19 protein-coding genes are annotated in these 21,480 nt (G+C 66.6%); 6 read left to right on the forward strand and 13 right to left on the reverse strand.

Annotated elements, in window-relative coordinates:
• Positions 1–33 precede the first annotated feature (33 nt).
• A complete protein-coding gene (locus RCF13_RS17650) occupies positions 34–693 on the reverse strand; it encodes a hypothetical protein (RefSeq protein WP_061479106.1) in 660 nt (219 codons plus the stop codon).
• A gap of 170 nt (positions 694–863) precedes the next feature.
• Here RCF13_RS17650 and RCF13_RS17655 point away from each other — a divergent pair, with 170 nt between their 5' ends.
• Positions 864–1,160 carry a hypothetical protein gene (locus RCF13_RS17655; RefSeq protein ID WP_005417035.1) on the forward strand — a complete coding sequence of 99 codons (297 nt, stop codon included), beginning with the start codon at positions 864–866 and terminating at the stop codon, positions 1,158–1,160.
• 102 nt (positions 1,161–1,262) lie between these two features.
• On the opposite strand, the gene RCF13_RS17660 is transcribed toward RCF13_RS17655, so the two are convergent.
• The 5 genes from RCF13_RS17660 to lldP all read right to left on the reverse strand — a co-directional run bounded on the left by RCF13_RS17660 (position 1,263) and on the right by lldP (position 7,586).
• Positions 1,263–2,147: a hypothetical protein gene (locus RCF13_RS17660; protein WP_134968666.1), complete on the reverse strand. Its 885-nt coding sequence runs from the start codon at positions 2,145–2,147 to the stop codon at positions 1,263–1,265.
• A gap of 121 nt (positions 2,148–2,268) precedes the next feature.
• On the reverse strand, positions 2,269–3,969 hold the full coding sequence (dld, locus tag RCF13_RS17665; RefSeq protein WP_134968667.1) for a D-lactate dehydrogenase: 1,701 nt from the start codon (positions 3,967–3,969) through the stop codon (positions 2,269–2,271).
• The gene (gene lldD / locus RCF13_RS17670; RefSeq protein ID WP_134968668.1) at positions 3,966–5,105 is read right to left on the reverse strand and encodes an FMN-dependent L-lactate dehydrogenase LldD; all 1,140 of its coding nucleotides are present in this window, start codon (positions 5,103–5,105) and stop codon (positions 3,966–3,968) included. The genes dld and lldD overlap by 4 nt, the downstream gene beginning before the upstream one ends.
• Positions 5,106–5,109: 4 nt before the next feature.
• Complete coding sequence (lldR, locus tag RCF13_RS17675) at positions 5,110–5,874, reverse strand: transcriptional regulator LldR (protein ID WP_012480578.1); 765 nt, start codon at positions 5,872–5,874, stop codon at positions 5,110–5,112.
• A 53-nt stretch (positions 5,875–5,927) separates the two neighbouring features.
• Complete coding sequence (gene lldP / locus RCF13_RS17680; protein ID WP_134968669.1) at positions 5,928–7,586, reverse strand: L-lactate permease; 1,659 nt, start codon at positions 7,584–7,586, stop codon at positions 5,928–5,930.
• 239 nt (positions 7,587–7,825) lie between these two features.
• On the opposite strand from lldP, the gene RCF13_RS17685 reads away from it, so the two are divergent.
• Positions 7,826–8,218 (forward strand): hypothetical protein, encoded by a 393-nt coding sequence (locus RCF13_RS17685; RefSeq protein WP_049422813.1) that lies wholly within the window; start codon positions 7,826–7,828, stop codon positions 8,216–8,218.
• Positions 8,219–8,288: 70 nt separating this feature from the next.
• Here RCF13_RS17685 and RCF13_RS17690 read toward each other — a convergent pair whose 3' ends face one another.
• On the reverse strand, positions 8,289–8,738 hold the full coding sequence (locus RCF13_RS17690; protein ID WP_049422814.1) for an MgtC/SapB family protein: 450 nt from the start codon (positions 8,736–8,738) through the stop codon (positions 8,289–8,291).
• A 126-nt stretch (positions 8,739–8,864) separates the two neighbouring features.
• The gene (locus tag RCF13_RS17695) at positions 8,865–9,623 is read right to left on the reverse strand and encodes an SDR family NAD(P)-dependent oxidoreductase (protein WP_072167469.1); all 759 of its coding nucleotides are present in this window, start codon (positions 9,621–9,623) and stop codon (positions 8,865–8,867) included.
• Between the two features lie 320 nt (positions 9,624–9,943).
• Here RCF13_RS17695 and RCF13_RS17700 point away from each other — a divergent pair, with 320 nt between their 5' ends.
• Complete coding sequence (locus tag RCF13_RS17700) at positions 9,944–10,897, forward strand: AraC family transcriptional regulator (protein WP_049414561.1); 954 nt, start codon at positions 9,944–9,946, stop codon at positions 10,895–10,897.
• A 120-nt stretch (positions 10,898–11,017) separates the two neighbouring features.
• Here the strand turns inward: RCF13_RS17700 and RCF13_RS17705 are convergent, their stop codons facing one another.
• From RCF13_RS17705 to RCF13_RS17715, 3 genes are all read right to left on the reverse strand, one after another.
• On the reverse strand, positions 11,018–12,928 hold the full coding sequence (locus tag RCF13_RS17705; protein ID WP_134968670.1) for a CocE/NonD family hydrolase: 1,911 nt from the start codon (positions 12,926–12,928) through the stop codon (positions 11,018–11,020).
• A 220-nt stretch (positions 12,929–13,148) separates the two neighbouring features.
• On the reverse strand, positions 13,149–13,535 hold the full coding sequence (locus RCF13_RS17710; RefSeq protein WP_134968671.1) for a DUF4440 domain-containing protein: 387 nt from the start codon (positions 13,533–13,535) through the stop codon (positions 13,149–13,151).
• Entirely contained in the window at positions 13,535–14,893 is a 1,359-nt protein-coding gene (locus RCF13_RS17715) for an MFS transporter (RefSeq protein ID WP_231352165.1), read from the reverse strand. The genes RCF13_RS17710 and RCF13_RS17715 overlap by 1 nt, the downstream gene beginning before the upstream one ends.
• A gap of 105 nt (positions 14,894–14,998) precedes the next feature.
• Here RCF13_RS17715 and RCF13_RS17720 point away from each other — a divergent pair, with 105 nt between their 5' ends.
• The gene (locus tag RCF13_RS17720; protein ID WP_134969106.1) at positions 14,999–15,904 is read left to right on the forward strand and encodes a LysR family transcriptional regulator; all 906 of its coding nucleotides are present in this window, start codon (positions 14,999–15,001) and stop codon (positions 15,902–15,904) included.
• Positions 15,905–16,084: 180 nt separating this feature from the next.
• On the opposite strand, the gene RCF13_RS17725 is transcribed toward RCF13_RS17720, so the two are convergent.
• Positions 16,085–18,880 carry a glycoside hydrolase family 3 C-terminal domain-containing protein gene (locus tag RCF13_RS17725; RefSeq protein WP_134969105.1) on the reverse strand — a complete coding sequence of 932 codons (2,796 nt, stop codon included), beginning with the start codon at positions 18,878–18,880 and terminating at the stop codon, positions 16,085–16,087.
• 338 nt (positions 18,881–19,218) lie between these two features.
• On the opposite strand from RCF13_RS17725, the gene RCF13_RS17730 reads away from it, so the two are divergent.
• Positions 19,219–19,653: a VOC family protein gene (locus RCF13_RS17730; protein ID WP_308141403.1), complete on the forward strand. Its 435-nt coding sequence runs from the start codon at positions 19,219–19,221 to the stop codon at positions 19,651–19,653.
• A 134-nt stretch (positions 19,654–19,787) separates the two neighbouring features.
• Positions 19,788–20,492 carry an AraC family transcriptional regulator gene (locus RCF13_RS17735; RefSeq protein WP_134969103.1) on the forward strand — a complete coding sequence of 235 codons (705 nt, stop codon included), beginning with the start codon at positions 19,788–19,790 and terminating at the stop codon, positions 20,490–20,492.
• Positions 20,493–20,501: 9 nt separating this feature from the next.
• On the opposite strand, the gene RCF13_RS17740 is transcribed toward RCF13_RS17735, so the two are convergent.
• Complete coding sequence (locus RCF13_RS17740; RefSeq protein ID WP_134969102.1) at positions 20,502–21,392, reverse strand: sterol desaturase family protein; 891 nt, start codon at positions 21,390–21,392, stop codon at positions 20,502–20,504.
• Positions 21,393–21,480 lie beyond the last annotated feature (88 nt).

The raw sequence follows: 21,480 nt of genomic DNA on the forward strand, positions 1-21,480 counted from the left end.
CCGCGCTGCATTCTAGCCAGCGCGGTGCTGCAATCAGTAGGTGCCGAACGGCACTTCAACCACGATCGGGGCCACGCCCTCGCCCGCCTGCAAGGTGTAGCGGTCCAGCGCGCCATCATCTTCGGCGTGCGGCTGGCGCTGGAAATGCAGGGAATAGCGGTCATCCCCCAGGCGCACGGCACTGCCATCGGCCTCCAGCGCGGCACCTTCGGGAATCAGCAGCCCACCCAGGTCGCTGTAGGCCCCCGGCACATCGGTGAAACCATAGTCGGCCAGTTCATCCACGCGCTGCATCGCATAGACATGCGGCAGGTAGGGGCGTGCCGGGCTGCGGCCATTGCTGAGGTCGGTCACCCAGGCCTGTGGCAGGTGGTATTGCTCGCGCAGTGCGGCCACGCCCAGCGACGGGCTGGCCACCTGCAGGCAGCACACCGCGCGCTTGCCCTCACGATCGACAATGGCGAATCGATCGCCGCGGGTGGCGGCCTGCGGCAGCATCGCGAACGCCAGGTTGCGCTGAGCGGGTGCGTAGCCTGCCTCGGTCTGCAGGTTGCGCCAGGCACCGAACACCGGCGCTTCCGCAACGGCGTCCGGCGCCGGCTCGATGGCAGAGGCGGCAAACGCCACGCCCAGCACCGACACTGCCAGTACCCTTCTTGCCCTGCGCTTGTCGCGCAAACTGCCTGCCGTCATAGCGTATCCAACACCTGCACCGGAAAGGCCCGGCCTGCCCGCTGGCGTGCTGCCAGCCATCCCTGCCACTATGCAATGACCACGCTGTGCCGGCAATGACCGGAGTGCTGACGCCTTTCGCGCGACGGGTGCTATCGTTCCGCCCATCTTCCCTGCGCAGGAGCGCTCGCATGTCCGCCTTCCGTCTGTCCCTGCTACTGCCTGCGTCGGCCCTGCTGCTGTCGGCCTGCGTCAGCACCCCTGGCCCGCAGGTCAAGGGTACCGGCCACTGCGATGCCAGCCAGCTGGGCTGGGCAATCGGCCAGCCGGCCAATGAGCCCAACATCCGCCGCCTGTCCAGCGAGAGCGGCGCCGGGCTGGTCAACCCGATCGGCCCCAGCACCATCACCACCAAGGACATCCGCCAGGATCGCCTGCGCGTGTACGTGGACAAGGACAACATCATCACCGCCACCCGCTGCGAGTAGGCGCTGTAGAGCCGAGCCCACGCTCGGCTGCGCTTCCGTGACAGCCGAGCGCAGGCTCGGCTCTACAGAAAACCCCAGTCGAGCATGGCTCGACGCTACATGTCAGGGTTCGGTATACCCCGCGCAGTCCGGCAGCGCCTGGTCGGGGTGGAACACCCCATCACTGAAGCGGAACAGCCGCGTGTAGCTGCACGCCGGGTCCTGTTCGGTGCGCAGGTCCTTCTTCTTCAGCGGGCCCTTGGCCAGCGAATCCTCGAAGCGCGAAACACCGGCCGGGAACCGGGTCGCCACGGTCTGGTAGCGCAGCACCGGCATGCCCTCGGCCACCGGATCCAGCCCGAGCTTGGCCGAGAACCCGTATTCGTCGTGGCAGGCGCCTGCGCGCTGCTTCATGTCCTGCTCGCTGAAACAGGCGCGGATCATCGCATTGCCCAGCCATGGCACGGTCAGCACGTCGTCGTCCACCTGGATGTCGTCCTGCAGGTGGCGCACGCGTGCCAACTGCAGCGTGGACGCGTCGGCCCCTCCACCGGAGTACATGGTGCTGAACTTGACGATGCCGCCCACCAGCACATTCTGGCGGGCGCGCTGCTGCGGGTCGGTCACTGTTTCGTCGCTGCCCACGCCCGGCGCCAGGCGCACGATCCACGGCCACAGTGACAGGTCGGCTTCCTGCGGCACGTCGATGCTGACGTGGTAGGTGTGTGGCTTGCCCTGGCCCGGCCCCTTCTCAAGCACTTCCAGCACGCTCGGCCGGTCACCCTCCTCGGCAACCGGCTGCACGCGTACGCACCAGTTGCCGTCCCGCGTGCAGTCATAAAGCCCCGAAGGCCCGGTCTCATTCGCGATCAGTACCTGTCCCAGCGGCTCCATCACGTTGCCGGCGACATCGCGCTGCTGCGGCAGGATCGCGCTCTGGGCCAGCGCCAGCAGCGGGATCGCCAGCAATGCAGTGCACAGGGTGGCGCGGGCGGCAGCGGTGGGCATGGACGGCTCCTGCGGTTGGGCTTCCGATGGTAACCGTTGCCCGCCATCATTTTTGTAGAGTCGAGCCATGCTCGACTGCTGTTTATCAGGAAGAGCAGCCGAGCATAGGCTCGGCTCTACATCATCCGCAGTCGCAGCCACCCCACCCCTTGGCCTTCGAGGTCTGGCCGATACCGGGATTGAACGTATTGCTCGGGTCCAGCTGCCTGTAGAAGCCCGCCAGCGCCGGCTTGGCCGGATACAGGTGGCCGACATTGTGCTCGGCCGGATACTCGGCGCCCCGCTGGTCCAGCAATGCCCACATCGCATGCTCGATCGCCATCGGGTCTTCACCTTTGCGGGCGATGTAGTCCTGGTGGAACACGTGGCAGAGGAAGTGCCCGTAATACAGCTTGTGCAGCAGGCGGCCGTCGATATCGGCCGGCAACTGCTCGAACCAATCCGTATCGTCGCGGCGCAGCGCGATGTCCAGCGCGACGATGTCCTGCACCTGGTCACGATGCACTTCACGGTAGCGCACTGCGGCACCGGCCACGGCAAAGCGATGCAGGAACGCCTTGCGTCCCTCCTCGGCCGTGCAGTGGAAATAGCCGCCTTCGTGCCCGGCGAAGAACCCGCGCAACCAGGCCTCGGTTTCCGCAGCGTCCTGGGCAGAGACCTTCAGCAACAGGTGATGCTCATAGCGTTGCCGGAACTCGCCCATGCGCTTTGGCAGGTGCGAGGGCAGCAGGCCGGTCAGCACCTGCATCACCCGGTCGGTCACCCCGCGCAGGCCCAGCCGTTCGAACCAGCCATCGACGCGGCTCTTCAATGCAAACGCCGCGGGCACACGGGAGGTACCGAGGCGATCAATCAGCAGGAAGCTGTCCTTGCCGTAGCGCTCGCCGATGTCATAGGCATCGCGGTGAATGTACTCGCCCGCGATCGGCAGGCGCTCGAAGCCGGTCAGCAGCTGGCGACGGATCGCGGTGAGGCTGTCGGTGCGGTTGCTGCCGATGTAGAAGACTTCGGCGGCCTCCTTTTCGAAGGTGTCCAGGCGCACCGCGAACACCGCCAGCTTGCCCGCGGACCCGGCCGCCTCGAAGTGGCGGCTGGGATCGGCGTTGAAACGTGCGGGGGTATCGGCATCGACCTTGCGTACTTCCTCGGCATAGCGTGGATCGGAAGCCGCACGGCCGTCGCCATCGCCCACGTCGGCGGCCGTGTAGTCACCGGCCTGCAGGCGCTGCAGGATCTGCTCGGGCGTATCACCCAGCGCGATGCCGAGATGGTTGACCAGCTGCAACTGGCCCTGCGCATCGACCTGCGCATACAGCGCCAGCTCGGTGTAGGCCGGGCCGCGACGCACCAGCGCGCCACCGGAGTTGTTGCAGATGCCGCCCAGCACCGAGGCGCCGATGCAGGACGAGCCGATCACCGAATGCGGTTCGCGGCCCAGTGGCGCCAGCGTCTGCTCCAGCCGGTCCAGCGTCGCACCGGGCAGGCACAGCACCTGGCGGCCTTCGTTCAACAGCTGGATGCCGGTCAGGCGCAGCGTGCTGACCAGCACGATGGGCCGGCCGTAGTCATCGCCGTCCGGGGTCGAGCCACCGGTCAGCCCGGTGTTGGCCGCCTGCAGGATGATCGCGGCGCCGCCCTGCACCGCTGCCTGCAGCACGCGCCACAGTTCCAGCAGCGTCCCCGGTCGCACCACCGCCAGCACTGGGCCATCGCCGAAGCGGTAGCCGCGACGGAAGCGCCGCGTGGCCTTGTCGCCGGTCAGTACATGGCGATTGCCGACCGCATCGCGCAACTGTGCCAGCACGGCGTCGTGGCCGCTCATGGCAGGCTGACCAGCGAATCGCGGCCGATGTCGGCGATGCGGCGCGCACCGGTCAGGGTCATCGCCACGCGCATTTCCTTGGCGATCAGGTCCAGCAGGTTGGCCACGCCGGCCTCGCCCTGCGCGGCCAGCGCATAGATGAAGGCACGCCCCAGCAGCACGGTATCGGCCCCCAGCGCCAGCATGCGCACCACGTCCAGGCCGGTACGGATGCCCGAATCGGCGAGAATCTTCAGATCGCCCTGTACCGCGTCGGCAATCGCCGGCAGTGCGCGTGCGGTGGACAGCACACCGTCCAGCTGGCGGCCACCGTGATTGGAGACCACGATGCCATCGGCACCGAACTTCACCGCATCACGCGCGTCATCCGGGTCGAGGATGCCCTTGATCACCATCGGCCCCTTCCAGAACTCGCGGATCCATTCCAGGTCCTTCCATGAAATGGACGGATCGAAGTTGCTGCCCAGCCAGCCGATGTAGTCCTCCAGCCCGGTCGGGTTGCCGCGGTAGGTGGAGATGTTGCCCAGGTCATGCGGGCGGCCGAACAGGCCCACGTCCCACGCCCAGTGCGGATGGGTGATGGCCTGGCCGATACGGCGCAGCGAGGCATTCGGGCCGCTCATGCCCGAGTGTGCATCGCGGTAGCGCGCGCCCGGCACCGGCATGTCCACGGTGAATACCAGCGTGGTCACGCCTGCGGCCTGCGCCCGCTCCAGCGCGTTGCGCATGAAGCCGCGGTCGCGCAGCACGTACAGCTGGAACCACATCGGCCGCTGGATGGCCGGTGCCACTTCCTCGATCGGGCACACCGACACCGTGGACAGGGTGAATGGAATGCCACGGCCGTCGGCCGCGCGCGCCGCCTGTACCTCGCCGCGCCGCGCATACATGCCGGTCAGCCCGACCGGCGCCAGCGCCACCGGCATCGCCAGTTTCTCGCCGAACAGCTCGGTTTCCAGGCTCAGGTCGGACATGTTGCGCAGGATGCGCTGGCGCAGCGCGATGTCGGACAGGTCGGAAACGTTGCGCTTCAGCGTGTGCTCGGCATACGCGCCGCCATCGATGTAGTGGAACAGGAACGGCGGCAGCCGGCGTTCGGCAGCAGCACGGTAATCGGTGGAGGCGGAGATGATCATGGGGTCAACCGTGGGGGGAAGGCAGGCGCGAGGCCCGCGCACGCCGGGCTTCGTTGTCATCGAGGGTGCGCAGCGTGGTGTGCACGAACTCGAGGTGGGCATGCGCGGCGGCGCGCGCGCGTTCGGGGTCGCCGGCCAGCACCGCATCCATCATCTCGCGGTGCTGGTCGGACAGCGGCGAGAAGGTCCTCGCCGAGGTGTAGAGCTTTTCGCGGCTCTGCGAGATGTTGGTCTGCAGCAGTTCGAACAGGCCGCGCATCACCTGCAGAAGGACCAGGTTGTGCGAGGCCTCGGCGATGGACAGGTGGAAGGCCGCGTCGGCCTCCGCCTCGCCGGTGGGGTCGTCCTTGCCGTGCGCGTCCATCATGGTCTGGAAGGCCTGCGCGATGCGCGTGCGGTCCTCGTCAGTGGCACGCAGCGCCGCATGCCAGGCGGTGGCACCTTCCAGCGCGTGGCGGATCTCCAGCACGTCGAAGCGGTATTCCGGGTCGCCCTGGAACAGCGGCAGGTACGGCGCCAGCGGTTCATCCAGCGCCTGCCGCGCGCGTGCCGCAGGCTCGGCCACGTAGGTGCCGCCACCGACGCGTGCGGTCAGCAGGCCCTGGCTGGCCAGCTGCGCGATGGCCTCGCGCAAGGCCGTGCGCGAGACCCCCAGCTGCACCGCCAGGGTGCGCTCTGCGGGCAGCCGGTCACCCGGCTGCAGCCGTTGTTCCTGCACCAGGCCGCGCAGCTGCGCGGCCACCTTGTCCGAAATACGTTGCGTGCTCATGGCGCCATTGTGGCCCGAAGCGCGCAGCGGGTGGTCGGCCAGCCGCGCATGGCTCAGGGAATCATCCAGGTCAGCCAGTAAGCCTGGGCCAGGGTGATCAGGCCGACCATCGTGGTGAAGATCAGGCTGTGCTTGACCGTGAAGCGGAACAGATCCGACTCCTTGCCGGCCAGGCCGACCGCCGCGCAGGCAATGGCGATCGACTGCGGCGAGATCATCTTGCCGGTGACACCGCCGGTGGTGTTGGCCGCTACCAGCAGCACGTCGGACACGCCGATCTGCTGTGCGGTGGTGGCCTGCAGTGCCGAGAACAAGGCATTGGACGAGGTGTCCGAACCGGTCAGGAACACGCCGAGCCAGCCCAGGAACGGTGAGAAGAACGGGAACGCGTCGCCGGTATGCGCCAGCGCCAGGGCCAACGTGGCAGACAGTCCCGAGTAGTTGGCGATGAAGGCGAACGCCAGCACCATGCCAATCGAGTAGATCGGCATGCGCAGCTCACGCACGGTCTCGCCGAAGGTCTGCAGCGCCGAACGGGCCGGCATGCGCAGCGCGATGATGGCGATCAACGCAGCCAGGATGATCGAGGTACCGGTGGCCGAGAACCAGTCGAATTTATAGACCGCCTCATAGCTCAGCGGCGCATCCACGATCGGTGGCATCTTCTGCACCAGCTGATCCAGGCCCGGCACCGGGATCTTCTGCACCCAGCCTTCCAGCGGGCCATCCGCCGCGAACAGCGATTTGAACGGCTTGATGCTCCACAGCGTGACCATCGCGGTGAGGATCAGGAACGGCGACCATGCCCTGGCGATCTGGCCGACGCTGTGGCGCGGTGCCTCCAGCGTCTGTGCGGCCGCCTCGGCGCTGGTTTCGGTGTCGAAACGGAAGATCCGTACCGGCTTCCAGCGGCGCAGGAACAGGGTAAGGCACACCAGCGACGCCAGCGAGGCGGTGATGTCCGGCAGCTCCGGGCCGATGAAGTTGGAGGTCAGGTACTGCGCGATGGCGAACGAACCACCCGCAACGAGCACCGCCGGCCAGGTCTCCTTGATACCCCGCCAACCATCCATGATCGCCATGATCCAGAACAGCACGATGATGGTCAGGAACGGCAGCTGGCGGCCGGCCATCTGGCCGATCTCGAATGCATCCAGGCCGGTGACCTGCCCGGCCACGATGATCGGAATGCCCATCGCGCCGAACGCTACCGGCGCAGTGTTGACGATCAGGCACAGGCCGGCGGCATACAGCGGCTTGAAGCCCAGCCCGACCAGCAGCGCCGCGGTGATCGCCACTGGCGCACCGAAACCGGCCGCGCCTTCCAGGAAGGCGCCAAAGGCGAAACCGACCATCAGCATCTGCAGGCGCTGGTCTTCGGTCACCGACAGGATCGAAGCGCGGATGATGTCGAACTGCCCGGTCTTGACCGAAACTTTGTAGAGGAACACCGCACCGATGATGATCCACGCGATGGGCCACAGGCCGTAGACGAAGCCGAAGCCAGCCGCGCCCAGCGCCTGGGGCAACGGCATGCGGTAGAACAACAGGGCCACGCCGAGTGCGATGGCCACGGTGATCGTGCCGGCCAGCCAGCCCTTCATGCGCAGCACGGCCAGGGCAACGAAGAAGAACGCGATCGGCAGCAGCGCGATCAGGCTCGACAACCACAGGTTGCCGGCGGGGTCGTACAGGTGTTGCCAGGGCTGCATGAAGACTCTCGACTGGGGGACGGGTTCAACACCGCAGGGGTGGGCGGTCATGGGCTACAGCATTATTGGTCGTACCAATAATGGATTTATGGAGCCACTGGACGCAGATTGAACCGCTGATTGCGCGAAGAGCCTATTAGACCATAGGGCTAGAATCAATTATTGGTACGACCATTAAGACGGTTGAGACAGTGGCGCGCATCCACCACACTGGATCCTGCCCCATCTCTGGTACACGAATGACACTCGCCCCCACCCGCGACCTGCAGTCCATGCAGCAACAGGCAGCTGACTGCCTGGCCGGTTACGCTGAAGCGAACCTTCTCAATCATGCAGGCTTGGATGCGCTCATCGCCCACCTGCGCGCATATCCGGATTCGGGCGAACCCATGGCCCTGCCAGACTGGGATCAGGCAGGCTCAGAGCTTCAGATCGCGGGTCGAGGCGATCCATTGCCGCCATCTCTGTTGGGGCAGATCGCCACAGACAAGCACGAGGAGTTGAATGACCTGATCTGTTCCTGCGTTGAAGTGGGAATCGCAGATCTGTACGGCGCTACGACGGATGTTCCTGACCAGATGCTGGCCAGAGCACTGGCCATCCTGCAGCGCAACACTTCGCAGCAGACCTGACTGCTTCAACTCCGCCTTGGAATCACGATCAGATCCCCCGAAGGGACTCTGATCCCACTCCCTCAACCCCTTAGATCTTCTTCTCCAACCGCCGCATCACCGCCAGCACCAGCACGCACAGCACGCTCACGCCGATGGCGATCACGTACTTGCTGATCCCCACCGCAATCCCGATCGCCGCCGCCATGATCAGCGAACTGGCGGTGGTCAAGCCGCTGACCTGGTCCTCGCGTGAGCCGCGCAGAATGGTGCCAGCGGCCACGAAGCCGACGCAGGCCACCACCGCTTCGATCAGGCGCACCGGATCAACCTGCAGCAGGTCGCGGTAACGCTCCTGCTGGAAATGCTCGGCCACCGAGTCGCCAAGGCCGACGATCAACGCGGCGGCCCCTGCGATCAGCATGTGCGTACGCAGGCCGGCGGCGTGCTTGCCCATTTCCCGCTCGACACCGAGCACACCGCCGAACAGCATCGCTGCGGCTACGCGCAGCAGGATGGAGACATCCTGGGTGAGTTCCATGGGCAAGCTCCGGAATTTTCCCGCAGCGTCGCGCGGCGATTGTGGGACGGCGGTGAAGGCCATGGCACGCCTTCTTCACCGCCCGCTTTCATCCACGCATGGCGTGGATCTGCGGGCCGCATTCGCTCACTGCGCGAGGTAGCCACCATCGATGGCGTAGTACGTGCCGGTCGCGAACGAGGCATCGTCGCTGGCCAGCCAGGCTACCAATGCGGCCACTTCCTCCGGCGTACCCAGCCGCTTCAACGCGTGCCGCCCTTCCAGCGTGGCGCGCACCTTCGGGTCCATCTTCTCCAGCAGCGGTGTGCTGATGAAGCCCGGGCCGACCGCGTTGACACGAATGCCGTCGGCCGCATGCTCCCAGGCGGCGGTCTGGGTCAGCCCGACCACGCCGTGCTTGGCCGCCACGTACGCAGTGGAACCGGCATAGCCCACCTGGCCCAGGATCGAGGCCATGTTGATGATGCTGCCGCCCGTGCCGGCCGCGCGCATGGCCTGGATCTGCGCACGCTGGCACAGGAACACGCTGGTGAGGTTGACATCGATCACGCGCTGCCAGCCATCGATAGGATAGTCACCGCTGGCGGCGGCCGGCCCGCTGATGCCGGCGTTGTTGACCGCCACGTGCAGGCCGTCGAGTTCCTTGATCGTGCGCTGCACCGCTGCCTCCACCGCCGCGTCGTCGGTGACGTCCAGCGCGATGCCGATGGCCTGTGTGCCGGTGCTGCGCAACTGCGCCACGGTGGCATCCACTGCATCCTGCTTGAGGTCCCAGACCGAAATACGGGCACCGGATGCGGCCAGCGTCTGGGCCACGGCCAGGCCGATGCCCGACACGCCGCCGGTCACGATCGCGGTCTTGCCGGTGAGCTGGTAGTCAATCATCTGCGTTCTCCAAATGCGGGGGTATCGAAGTGGCCTGCAATAGCCAACCTACCTACCTTACGCGCGCGCCCGTGATGGCCGGGCTGACATCGCATCTCCAGATCGTTCCAGCCATGAAACCTCAACTGCAGTTTATGTATGGAATTGCGTACGGATATGCGTGCAAAACGCCGGCGTATGTTCTTCTGCTTTTTCACTTTGGCCGTAATCGCAAATCGTTTTGACCTTATCGAAGTCAAAAGCGCGCGAATCGCGGCGACAATGGGAAACGCTTCCAGATTCTTCGACACATTCAATTCAACCTGTGTTTGCGCAGAGCGATGTCCCGATATTTCACTTTTGCTGATTACCGCCAGTTCGGCGAACGCCATGGCTACGACTACCGGATCGAAGGGAGTGAACTGCGCGACGACCAATGGGCAGGGCGTGGCGACGTCCACGAACAGTCACTGCGCGGTGGCCTGGGCCTGATCGCCTCGGACGTGCACAACCGCTTTACCTATACGGCCACCGCTGTGCACGATGCCGGCCTGACCATCCGCCTGATGCTGCAGGGCGAAGTGGATGTCCAGTTTCCTCGTCGCAAGGGCTTCACCCTGCGCGCCGGCACAGGCATGACCACCAGTCACCATGAACCTGTTTCCATGGCCGGTCTGCATCCTGGTGGCAGCCACCTGCGCGGGGTCAGCTTGAGCGTACCGGCCGATCTGGACGTGGACATGCTGCGCCTGCCGGCACTGCAACGGATCCTTCAGTCCCCTCTGCAGTGCCGCCACTGGGCCATTCCGCACGCGATGCTGCCGACGCTCGCCCAACTGTTCGACAGCCCCTGGCAAGACGACATCGATGCGCTGTGGCGCGAAGGCGTGGCCCTGCAGGTGTTGGCCGTCGGCCTGCAGGCCCAGGATATGCAGACCGAGCATGTACGCACGCTGCGCGCCGGCCAGCGCGAGCGGCTAGAGCGCGTGCGCAGCTACCTGCATGACGACCCCAGCCATGCCCACAGCCTGATCGAACTGGCCCAGCTGGCCTGTATGAGTCCGAGTTCCTTGCGCCGCCATTTTGCCCAGCAATATGGAAGCTCGGTGTTCGACTACCTGCATGAGCAGCGCATGCGCCATGCCGAACAGGGCCTGCGCGAGAACGGATGGACCGTCGAGCAGGCTGCCGCCGCCAGCGGCTACCGCCACCCCAGCAACTTCGCCGCCGCGTTCCGCAAGCGCTTCGGCCTGGTCCCCAGCCGCTGGCGCACGGGCCCGTCGAAGGTGGGCTGAAGGCCCGGGCCCTGGCAGGTGTCGACCTTGGTCGACACGCTCCTGCGCCATTGCGGATGCCGGCCAGCGGCCGGCACTACCACGTGCTACCAGGCACGGCCCGGCGCCACCCTGCGGGCCTCAATACACCGGCAGATCGATGTAGCTGGCCTGCGCAGCGCTGTGCCACACGCGCTGCGTGGCCTTCTGGTAATCGCCTGGCTTGGCCAGGTAGATGTTCGGCACGTAGGTCTGCGGATTGCGGTCGTACAGCGGGAACAGGCTGGACTGCACCTGCACCATCACCCGGTGGCCCTTCTGGAACGTATGGTTGGCGTTGGGCAGATCGAAGCGATACGGCAGCACCTGGTTGGCGGCCAGCGGCTTCGGATCGCTGAAGCTCTCGCGGTAGCGGCCACGGAAGATCGCCAGCGACACCGGCAGCTCGTAGCCACCCATCTCCGGCGTGGACGCTTCCTGGTCCGGATACACGTCGATCAGCTTCACCACCCAGTCGCTGTCGGTGCCACTGGTCGAGGCCTGCAGGTGAACCACCGGCGTGCCGCCGATGCGCAGCGGCGCGGCCAGCGGTTCGGTGATGAAGGTCAGCACGTCCGGGCGACCATCGACGAAGCGCTGGTCCTTGACCAGCCAGGTGGTCCACATGTCGCGGTCACCGAAACGTACCGGGCGCGGCACGAACGGCACCGGCTTGGCCGGATCGGACACATACTCCTCGAAGTCGCCCTCGCCCGCCGCCGGTGCCTGGAACGCCAGCTTGCCCCCGGCGCGCAGGTACAGCGGCTTGCTGCTGGCAGCACAGCCCTTGTCGCAGCTGCGCGGCCAGCCCTTCAAGCGGTCCCAGTGGTTTTCGCCGGTGTTGTAGATCAGCACCGGTGGCGTATCGGCCTTCGGCGCGCCATCCACCAGGTACTGGTCAAAGAAGGGCTTGAGCACGTCGCGGCGGAACTGCAGCGCGGTATCGCCGTCGAACTTCAGCGCACCCAGTTCGCTGCCGCTGTAGTTCACCTGGCTGTGTCGCCACGGCCCCATCACCAGGTAATTGCGGTTGTTGCCGCTATCGCGTCCTTCCATCGCCTGATAGGCGTGGTTGGCACCCCACATGTCCTCCTGGTCCCACAGGCCCTGCAGCCACATGGTCGGCACCTTCAGCGGTGTCTTTGCCATCACCGCGTCCAGCGCCTGGCCCTGCCAGAAGCCGTCATAGGCCGGATGCTCGACCAGCTTCTTCCACCAGGTCAACTGGTCCACGCCGGTGAAACGCGCGTAGTCGCCTGCCGAGCCGATGCGCAGGAAGGTGCTGTAGTCGTCGTAGCCGAGGCTGGGCAGCGGCGTACCCTTGCCGCGCTTCTCGGTCTGCATGGCGAAGTAGTTGAAGTTGACCTGGCGGAACGCACCGTAGTTGAGCCAGTCGTCACCCATCCAGCCATCGACCATCGGGCTCTGTGGTGCGGCCACTTTCAGTGCCGGGTGCGGGTCGGTCAGCGCCATCACCACGGTGAAGCCCTCGTACGACGAGCCGAGCATGCCGACCTTGCCATTGCTCTCCGGCACGTTCTTCACCAACCAGTCGATGGTGTCCCAGGCGTCGGTGGAATGGTCGACCTGGGTGTTGTTCAATGGCCCGCGCAGCGGCCGGGTCATCACGTAATCGCCTTCGGAGCCGTACTTGCCGCGGATGTCCTGGAACACGCGGATGTAACCGCCGTCGACAAACACCTCGTCGCCCTGCGGCAGCAGGTCGCGCATGCGTGGCGAATCACTGCGGCTGGCGCGGCCAGCGGCATCGTAAGGTGTGCGGGTCAGCAGGATCGGCGCGTTGCGGGCACCCTTGGGCACCACGATCACGGTATACAGCTTGGTGCCATCACGCATCGGCACCATCACCACGCGCTTGTCGTAGTCACGACCGACATCGGGGGCAACGAAGGGCTTGCCGCTGATGTCCGGGGTCATCGGCGGGGTATCGGCGGCCAGCACGGTGCTGGACAGGCAAAGGGCAATGGCTACAGCGACGGCACGCACACGCATGGACAACCCCTCCCGGCAGGAAAGCCCCAAGCCTACTCCTGCCTGGCGCCGTGAAGTGTGTGCAGGCTTTGCATTCTTCGGTGGATGCAGGCAGGACTGATGGCACATGTGCGGCTCGACGGGCACGCATCGATCTGGCCGTTGTAGAGCCGAGCCCCCGCTCGGCTGTGGCCACCGCAACCTCCGAAGAGCAGCCGAGCGTGGGCTCGGCTCTACAGCATCAGGCTGCCGTCACCTCATGCAGCGCCAGCCAGCACCAGCGCCCCTGCTCGTGCCTCAGTACCGCCAGCGACTCCCGCCATGCGGGTGCGCCGCCGTCGACCGAATGCCCTTCGCGATAGCGCAGCACCGCCAGCGGTGATGGCGCCTCCACCGCCTGCACGGCGTCGATGGAAATCTGCAGTCCTGGACGCGCGCCATGACCGCCCGCGAACAGTGCCTGCACGGCCTTCCGGTCCATTCGGCGTCCTGCGATACCGACCATGCTGAAGTCCGCACTGAAGTGCGCCATCAGATCCTCCAGCGCATCGGTGCCGACGTCGGCACGGAGCCAAGCCTGCAGCTTGTCGTGCAGGAGGTGGATTTCATGTTCTGCGGTGATATCCATCAGGCATTCTCGGGTTGCGAAAGGGAAACAGAGTGCGAGTGGCGCAACAGCGCCATCGGCAACAGCGTGATTGCGGCGGCAAGACCCAGCGCCACGCTGGTGGCGCGTGCTGGCAGCCACTGCAGGGCCAGCGCCAGCAGCAGCGCAATGGCGGCGGTACCGAGGCAGAAGCTGAGCTGACGGTTGAGGTTCCAGAGGGCACTGGCATCGCCCAGTGCCTCACCCTCCACGCCGTGGAAGGCCAGCGTCTGCGCCGTGCTGCTGCACAGGCTGCCGCCCGCCCCCATCAGTGCGAACAACAGCGCGGCCAAGGCGAAGGCCGGCTGCGGCAACAGCGCCATCAACAGCAGGCCGCTGGCCTGCAACAGCATGCCGGCACGCAGTACCGTGGCCGGGCCGAAGCGAGCCAGCAGGCGCTTGCTGGCGGTGATCGCAATGGCCGAGGCCAGCGCCCAGGGCAGCATCAACGCGCCGATGCGTGCCGCGCTGTAGCCGGCCTGGTGCAGCTGCAGGGTACTGACCAGCTGGCTGCCGATGAATACACCGGGTACGGCCAGATAGATCAGCATCGCCAGCCGCAGCCCGCGATGGGACAACAGCGACCAGCGCAGCAGTGGCTGCGCCTGCTGCCGTGCATGTCGCAGGTGGGCCGCCGCCAACAGCATTGCGATCAACAGCAGTACGGCACCGGCGGCCCGATGGCCGGGTTCACCCAGCCAGGTCAACGCCAGCAGCAGCGCGCCCAGCGCCATCATCGCCGTGGAGAGCGCATAGGCCTGCAGGCGCGGCGCACTGCGCGCGCCATCGGCCGGCATCCAGGCCAGCACCAGCCCGATCGCCACCACCGCCAAGGGCAGGCTGGCCCAGAGCACACCGCGCCAGGACAACCACTGCACCAGCAGCCCGCCCAACGCGGGCGCCAGTGCCGGCACCAGCAGCGCCACCAGCAGGATGCGCCGGGTCAACGCGCCACGCTGCTCGGGCGTGCACTGGCGGTACGCCGCGGCTTGCGCCACGGGAATCAGCAGGCCACCGGCCAGGCCCTGCAGCAGGCGCCAGCCGAGCAGCCAGCCGATTCCTGGCGCTGCGCCAGCCAGCACAGCGGCGACCGCGAACAAGAGCAACGCCACCAGCAGCAAGCGACGCTCGCCACAGCGCGCGGCCAGCCAGGGCGCCAGCGGAATCACAACGCTCAGCCCCAGCATGTAGGCCGTGCCGACCCAGGCCAGGGTGCTGACGTCGGCGTGCAGCTCCGCTGCCAATGCCGGATAGGCCACCGTGGCGATGAACATGTTGACCAGATCCAGGGCAAATACCAGCAGGAAAATCGCCTCATGGCGCAGGCGGGGGGACGGCATCGGCGGCGCTCCAGCGGAGAAGTCGCCAGCATGCCGTGCGGGCCTTGTTGGAAAAACACGACGACAGCTGCAACACTGTCAAATCTATTTTGACAATGGATCGCCATGGTCAGCCTCGACCGCTTCGATATCTTCCGCGCCGTGGTCGAGGCCGGCAGCCTGACCGCCGCCGCCGATCGCCTCGGCCTCAGCCGCGCGGTGGTCAGCTTCAACCTGAAGCGGCTGGAACAGGAGCTGGGCGTGACCCTGCTGCTGCGCAGTACCCGCCACCTGGCGCTGACCGAGGCCGGTGAACAGTTCCTGCAGCACTGCGTGCAGGCACTGGATGCCGCACAGGCAGCGATCGATGCCGCGCGCCGCGACCAGCACCAGCTGCAGGGCGTGCTGCGCCTGACCACTACTCCGGAATACGCGCAGCTGCGCCTGATCGCAGCGCTGGAGGCCTTCCGTGCGCGGCACCCGGCGCTGCAGCTGCACCTGTCGACCTCACCGGCACCGGCCGACCTGATTCCCGAACGTTTCGACCTGGCCATCCGCCTGGGCCGCCTGCCGGATTCAGGCCTGCATGCCAGCGAACTGGAACGGCATCCGCTGTGCGCGGTGGCCGCGCCCTCGTTGCTGGCCCGGCTGCCCTCCGCGGATGCAGCCGATGACCCGGTGCAGCTGGGCGCCCTTCCCCGCCTCGGCTACCCGCGCCTGGCCGATGTACCGGTGGTGGCGCCGGATGGCAGCGACGCATTGTTCGCCACCAACCCGGGCAATGCCGTGGTGCGCGTAGATGGTGCCAGCAGCCTGCGTGCCTTCGCCGTGGCCGGCGCCGGGGTCACCGTGCTGCCACGCTGGCTGATCGAGGACGACCTGGCCCAGGACCGGCTGCGCCCGGTGCTGCGCCAGCACCGTTTCCCGCAGCAGAGCGTGTACGCGGTCTATCCGCACAGTTCGCAGCCTTCACCGAAGGTGCGGCAGCTGATCGATTTCCTGCGCAGGTGGTTTGGCAGCGCGCCCGGGTGATGACGGCGTCCGCCAGGCGCGGCGTTCTGTAGAGCCGAGCCCACGCTCGGCTCCGTTCTACAACAGCCGAGCATGGGCTCGGCGCTACAGTAGATATCCGGTAGCGCCGGGCCGTGCCCGGCGAGCGCAGCGGCAATCTACAAACGGACACGGCCCCTTACGGGGCCGTGTCTTCAAGCATCAGCGCAGCACCTGCTCCACCAGCTGCACGTCCACGCTCTGCAGCGGTTCGGCAGCATTGCGCGACAGCTGCACCTGGTAGGTGCCGCCGTCGATCTTCCACCGGCGCGCCTGTGCATCGTAGTGGGCCAGGGTCTTCGGCTCGGCTTCGATGCGGATGCGGCGCTGTTCGCCCGGCTGCAGGCTCACCTTGTCGTAGCCGATCAGACGGATCGGCGTGGTGCTGCCGGCCGGCAGCTTCAGGTACAGCTGGGCCACGTCGGCACCGGCGCGCTTGCCGGTGTTGCGAATGTCCACGCTGGCGACCAGGCGCGAACCTTCCACGCTCACCTTGAGGTTTTCATAGGCGAACGAGGTGTAGGACAGGCCATGACCGAACGCGAAGGTGGGCTTCAGGCCCTTGACCGCCATCCACTTGTAGCCGACGTTGGCACCTTCGATATCGAAATCGAACACATCACCGAACGGCTTGGCCGGCTTGAAGCCGAGGCCGTCGATGTGCGGGCGCGGCAGCTGCGATTCGTCCACCACCCAGGTCACCGGCAGGCGGCCGGACGGATTGACCTGGCCGGTCAACAGCGCGGCAATGCCTTCGCCACCGCGGATGCCCGGGTACCAGGCCTGCAGCATCGCCGGCACCTGCGCCAGCCAAGGGGTGCGCACCGGGCCGTTGGTTTCCAGCACCAGCACGGTCTTCGGGTTTGCCGCGGCCACCGCCGAGATCAGTGCGTCCTGGTTGTCCGGCAGCTGCATGTCCGGCAGGTCCACCGATTCGGCGGCCCACTGCGTGGCAAACACAATGGCCACATCGGCCTGCGCGGCGGCCCTGGCCGCAGCGGCGGCATTGGTGCCGTCCACATACTCGATGGTTGCGTCCGGACGCGCCGCACGCAGCGATTCCAGCGGCGAGGACGGGTGGAAGATCACCGGGCCCGGCCAGGTGGTCGGCATCACGCCCGGCACCGCATTGGTGCCCTTGGCGGTGACGCCCACCATCGACGAACCACCGCCGCCGATCACGCCCTTGTCGGCGTGGCCGCCGATGATGACGATGCGCTTCACGCTGTCGGCCAGCGGCAGCAGGTTGCCCTCATTGCGCAGCAGCACGCTGCCCTCTTCCACCGTGCGCTGGGCCACGGCGAAGCCGGCCTCGGCATCCACCTTCTGGTGCTGCGGCGGGTTGTCGAAGTTGCCGTGCAGGAACATCGTGCGCAGGATGCGCGCGACCATGTCATTCAGGCGCGCCTGCGGCACCACGCCGCCATGCACGGCCAGACGCAGCGGTTCGTCGAAGAACACCGCCGCGTCGAACACTTCACCGGCCGACTGCTGGTCCAGGCCGGCCAGCGCCGCCTTCGAACCGCTGTGCACGCCGCCCCAGTCGGACATCACGAAACCGGGGAACTTCCATTCCTGCTTCAGCACCTGGTTCATCAGGTAGCCGTTCTCGCAGCCGTAGGTGCCGTTGATCTTGTTGTACGAGCACATCGCCACGCCCGGGCGGCCAGCCTCCAGCGCGATCTCGAAGGCCAGCAGGTCCGACTCGTGCATGGCCTGTTCGCCGATGCGCACGTCATGGAAGTTGCGCCGGGTCTCCATGTCGTTCAGCGCGAAGTGCTTCATCGAGGAGATCACGTGCTGGCTCTGCACGCCCTGGATCAGCGCGCCGACCATCGAACCGGCCAGCAGCGGGTCCTCACCGGCATATTCGAAGTTGCGGCCGTTGCGTGGATCGCGCTGCAGGTTGACGCTGCCCGACAGCAGGATGTTGAAGCGCTGCTGCCATGCCTCGCGGCCCATGGTCGCGCCACCGGCGAAGGCCACTTCGCGGTTCCAGCTGGACGCGGTGGATGGGCCTGAGGGCATTGCCGTGGCGAAATCGCCCGGACGGATGCCGCCCGGATTGGTCACGCCGACGCCGGCATCGGCCGACTGCTGCGACGGAATGCCCAGCCGCGCCACGCCCGGCACGAAACCGGCCGAACCGACCGCACCTTCCGGCAGTGGGCCACCGTCCTTGCCCAGCCCGAAGTAGCTGTGCAGCATCTGGAACTTCTCATCCTCGGTCATCGCCTTCAGCAGCAGCGCAGCGCGCGCATCGGCGTTGAGGGCGGTGTCCATCCATGGCTTTTCGCCGTGCTTGTCGGCGGCATAGGCCAGTGTCAGCAGGGTGGCGCGCAGGGTGCTGCCCTCCACCTTGAACGGTGCGCTGCTGGCGGCCTGGAAACCGTCGCTGAAATAGCTGGCATCCGCTTCCAGCGCCACACGCGCCGGATCGAAGCCGGCGGCCTTGGCCGATTCACCGGCCACTGCGCCGAGCAGCACCGCCGGTGCACCCAGCCGCGAACGGGTGACCAGCGCTGGCAGCTGCGCGGCACCTGCACCGGCATCGGTATAGACCGCCACCGTGTGGCGGCCATCGTCCAGGCGCAGGTAGTTCAGACCCGGCTGGTCCGGGCCGGATTCAGCGGCGATCGGCAGCCGGGTCAGCACGGCCTGGCCGCGTTGGGTCTGGCCATCGTCCTTGCCCGCAGCAATGAAGCGGTATTCGTAACCCAGTCCGTCGGCCAGCACCTGCAGCGGATCGACCTGGCCAATACCGCGCTGCACCTGGCGCACGCTCACCGCGTCCACCTGCAGGGTCTTCAGCTGGGCGGCCAAGGCCGGCATCGCCTCGGCGGTCGGGGCCTGTTCCAGGGTCAGCACGGTGAACGCGGCAGGGTCGGCCCACGCCGGAGCGGCCAGTGCAGCGGACAGGGCCAGGGACAGTACAAGCGGCTTTGTAAACGTTTTCATCGACGGGCGTAATTCCGTTGCCAAGGCAATCGGTCCAGGGAAAGTGCCGCCGAAGGGTGCAGCGTTCATGCCGCGCAGGGATTGCCAGGCAACCTCCCGCAGGCCAAAGGACAGACCGGTCTGCGCGCGGGACCCTCCTCCCGGCGTGACAACCTGCCTGCCCGGGCCGCGCAGAGCGACCCAATCCTGTGAAGATTGTGCGAGGGCGTTCACACCTGTCAACAGGACCTAAGTCACAGAGGCAACCCGGCCAGCGGTTATCAGGCCATCACCGGCGGTCATCAGCAGGCTGCGTGGGGCTGCCGATAATGAGGTGTCACCGGCCCTGGACCCCGCCCATGAACATACACCGCGACTTCGATCATCTCTGGCGTGACCGCTGTGATACCTCCACCCAGCGCAGCCCACGCGTGCTGATCCGGGTATTCGTTGCCCCTGGCGAACTGGAGCGCAGCGTGGCGTTCTACGAGCAGTTGCAGGGTGTGGTGGCCGATGCGGGCTTCCCGTTTCCCGATGCCGGCCTACGCCTGGCGATGGTCGGTGCATTCCTGCTGATCGAAGGTTGCGATGAGGCGCTGGCGCCATTCACTTCGACCACGGGGACACTGCTGGTCGATGACGTTCGGCCTTATCACGACAAACAGGTCGCCGCCGGCGCCGAGATCATCTTCCCGTTGCAGGTGGTCCCGACCGGGGCGGCGTTCAATGCGGTGCATCCCGATGGCACGGTGGTCGAGTACGTGCATCACCGGCCGGATCCGCAGGGGCGGTGAGGGCGCGGCCGGGCGGCGCCGGTACCCGCAGATTCGACAATTCCCTGCACGGCCTGCTGTAGAGCCGAGCCCATGCTCGGCTGCTCTTCGTTCAACTGTCGGAATATTCGATTTCGATGGAGATTCATCCACGCATGGCGTGGATCTACAATCCCGTCATGTCTTCCCCCGCCCTGCCCTGGAACGGCACGTTGCTGCTGGATGCGCACGCCGCCGTGCTGCACGGCCATGCTGGTGACAGCGCTTTGCATGCGCACTACGCCCATCAATTGCTGCTGAGCGACGGTACGCCCTGGCACGTCGAGATCGATGGCGTACAGCAGCAGGGCCAGCGGCTATGGCTGCCTTCGTTCCAGCCGCACGCGATCCTGTCGGCACCGGAAGCAGGCTGCACGGTGTTCCTTGAGCCGGCCCACGCCGATCCCACCCAGATCCAGCAGCATCTGCACGCCCTGCCGGGCAACGCGCTGGAGCTGCGCGATTGGCTGCCACGGCTGAGCCGCCCGCAACCGCTGGACCGCCGCGTGCAGGCGGCGTTGGCCCGTATCGCCCAGTACCTGCCCGGCCCGGTGCCAGCTGCCGACATCGCCGAAGCCGCACACCTGTCGACCAGCCAGCTGCACCGGCGTTTCCAGTCCGACCTGGCGGTGACCCTGCGCGGCTGGGTGCTGTGGCAACGGCTACGCACTGCGCTCACGCATCATCTGCGCGGGCACAACCTGACCGACAGTGCGCATGCCGCCGGCTTCGCCGACCTGGCCCATCTCTCGCGCAGCCTGCGCCGCATGTTCGGCATCGGTGCCGCACAGCTGCAGGGCCTGCAGTTGCACGCGACCTGACACGGCCGATCACCCACGCCTGCGCAGGCCTTCGGGCAGCTCCGGCACCTCGCCATGCGGCAGTTCACGAAACGGCGCCAGCAGCTGCCCCGCGTAATCGCGTGGATAGTCCGGTTGGCTGCCGATACCGAGATCGCATTGCTGCAGCCGATAACCGGGCGCATCGAAGGCGGTCCCCAGCAGATGATCCCATGCGGTCAGGAACAGGCCGAAGTTGACGTCACCGGCGGTACCGTAACGCATGTGATGGAAGCGATGCAGCGGCGCCCACGCCATCACCCGGCCCAGCACACCAGGGCGCATATCCACGTTGGAGTGCTGCAGCAGCAGCTGGATGGCGATGGCAAACGCCAGCACCGCCGCCACCGGCATCGGCAGGCCCAACAGCAGCAACGGCAGCACACCGCCCACCGCTTCGGCCGCCTGGTGCAGCGGGTGTTTCATCAGGCCGTTGAAGCCATACATGCGGGTCACGCTGTGATGCACCGCATGCAGGCGCCACAACCAGCCGATGCGATGGCTTGCGTAGTGCACCAGGGTGATGCCGAGATCGGCAGCGATGATCGCCACCAGTACCTGCAGTGCGAACGGCCACTGCAGCGGCCAGACCTGCCACGGAATGATCGCCGCCAGCAGCGGCACCGCCGCGATCGACAACAGGTTCAGGCCTTCGTTGACCAGCGCATGCAGGGTGTCACGCAGGCGGTCGCCATGATCGTGGTTGAACGCGGGATCGTACGGCCACGCGCGCTCGGCGGCGAACGAGAGCGCAATGGCGGCCGCCAGCAGGGCCAGCAACCACAGCGGGTCACCGTGGCAGTGGCCGACCCAGACGACGGCAGTGGCAACGAACCCCAGCAGGAACAACGGGGCATACAGGCGGAGGATCCAGTGTTTCATGGGCAACCCGGGAAATGAGGGCCTGCATGCTGGCGTGGCGTGCGGGTTGCTGGCTTGAACAAACGGCGCAACCCTGCCGCACCGCGTT

The organism is Stenotrophomonas maltophilia group sp. RNC7 (assembly GCF_030910085.1).
Lineage (GTDB): Bacteria > Pseudomonadota > Gammaproteobacteria > Xanthomonadales > Xanthomonadaceae > Stenotrophomonas > Stenotrophomonas sepilia.

Excerpts from the sequence above, each read along its gene's own strand:
- RCF13_RS17725 (WP_134969105.1), bottom strand. The coding sequence starts at position 18,880 with ATGAAAACGTTTACAAAGCCGCTTGTACTGTCCCTGGCCCTGTCCGCT.
- lldP (WP_134968669.1), bottom strand. The coding sequence starts at position 7,586 with ATGCAGCCCTGGCAACACCTGTACGACCCCGCCGGCAACCTGTGGTTG.
- RCF13_RS17685 (WP_049422813.1), top strand. The coding sequence starts at position 7,826 with ATGACACTCGCCCCCACCCGCGACCTGCAGTCCATGCAGCAACAGGCA.
- lldR (WP_012480578.1), bottom strand. The coding sequence starts at position 5,874 with ATGAGCACGCAACGTATTTCGGACAAGGTGGCCGCGCAGCTGCGCGGC.
- lldD (WP_134968668.1), bottom strand. The coding sequence starts at position 5,105 with ATGATCATCTCCGCCTCCACCGATTACCGTGCTGCTGCCGAACGCCGG.
- RCF13_RS17715 (WP_231352165.1), bottom strand. The coding sequence starts at position 14,893 with ATGCCGTCCCCCCGCCTGCGCCATGAGGCGATTTTCCTGCTGGTATTT.
- RCF13_RS17730 (WP_308141403.1), top strand. The coding sequence starts at position 19,219 with ATGAACATACACCGCGACTTCGATCATCTCTGGCGTGACCGCTGTGAT.
- RCF13_RS17720 (WP_134969106.1), top strand. The coding sequence starts at position 14,999 with ATGGTCAGCCTCGACCGCTTCGATATCTTCCGCGCCGTGGTCGAGGCC.
- RCF13_RS17735 (WP_134969103.1), top strand. The coding sequence starts at position 19,788 with ATGGCGTGGATCTACAATCCCGTCATGTCTTCCCCCGCCCTGCCCTGG.
- RCF13_RS17705 (WP_134968670.1), bottom strand. The coding sequence starts at position 12,928 with ATGCGTGTGCGTGCCGTCGCTGTAGCCATTGCCCTTTGCCTGTCCAGC.
- RCF13_RS17700 (WP_049414561.1), top strand. The coding sequence starts at position 9,944 with ATGTCCCGATATTTCACTTTTGCTGATTACCGCCAGTTCGGCGAACGC.
- RCF13_RS17740 (WP_134969102.1), bottom strand. The coding sequence starts at position 21,392 with ATGAAACACTGGATCCTCCGCCTGTATGCCCCGTTGTTCCTGCTGGGG.
- dld (WP_134968667.1), bottom strand. The coding sequence starts at position 3,969 with ATGAGCGGCCACGACGCCGTGCTGGCACAGTTGCGCGATGCGGTCGGC.
- RCF13_RS17655 (WP_005417035.1), top strand. The coding sequence starts at position 864 with ATGTCCGCCTTCCGTCTGTCCCTGCTACTGCCTGCGTCGGCCCTGCTG.
- RCF13_RS17650 (WP_061479106.1), bottom strand. The coding sequence starts at position 693 with ATGACGGCAGGCAGTTTGCGCGACAAGCGCAGGGCAAGAAGGGTACTG.
- RCF13_RS17660 (WP_134968666.1), bottom strand. The coding sequence starts at position 2,147 with ATGCCCACCGCTGCCGCCCGCGCCACCCTGTGCACTGCATTGCTGGCG.
- RCF13_RS17690 (WP_049422814.1), bottom strand. The coding sequence starts at position 8,738 with ATGGAACTCACCCAGGATGTCTCCATCCTGCTGCGCGTAGCCGCAGCG.
- RCF13_RS17710 (WP_134968671.1), bottom strand. The coding sequence starts at position 13,535 with ATGGATATCACCGCAGAACATGAAATCCACCTCCTGCACGACAAGCTG.
- RCF13_RS17695 (WP_072167469.1), bottom strand. The coding sequence starts at position 9,623 with ATGATTGACTACCAGCTCACCGGCAAGACCGCGATCGTGACCGGCGGC.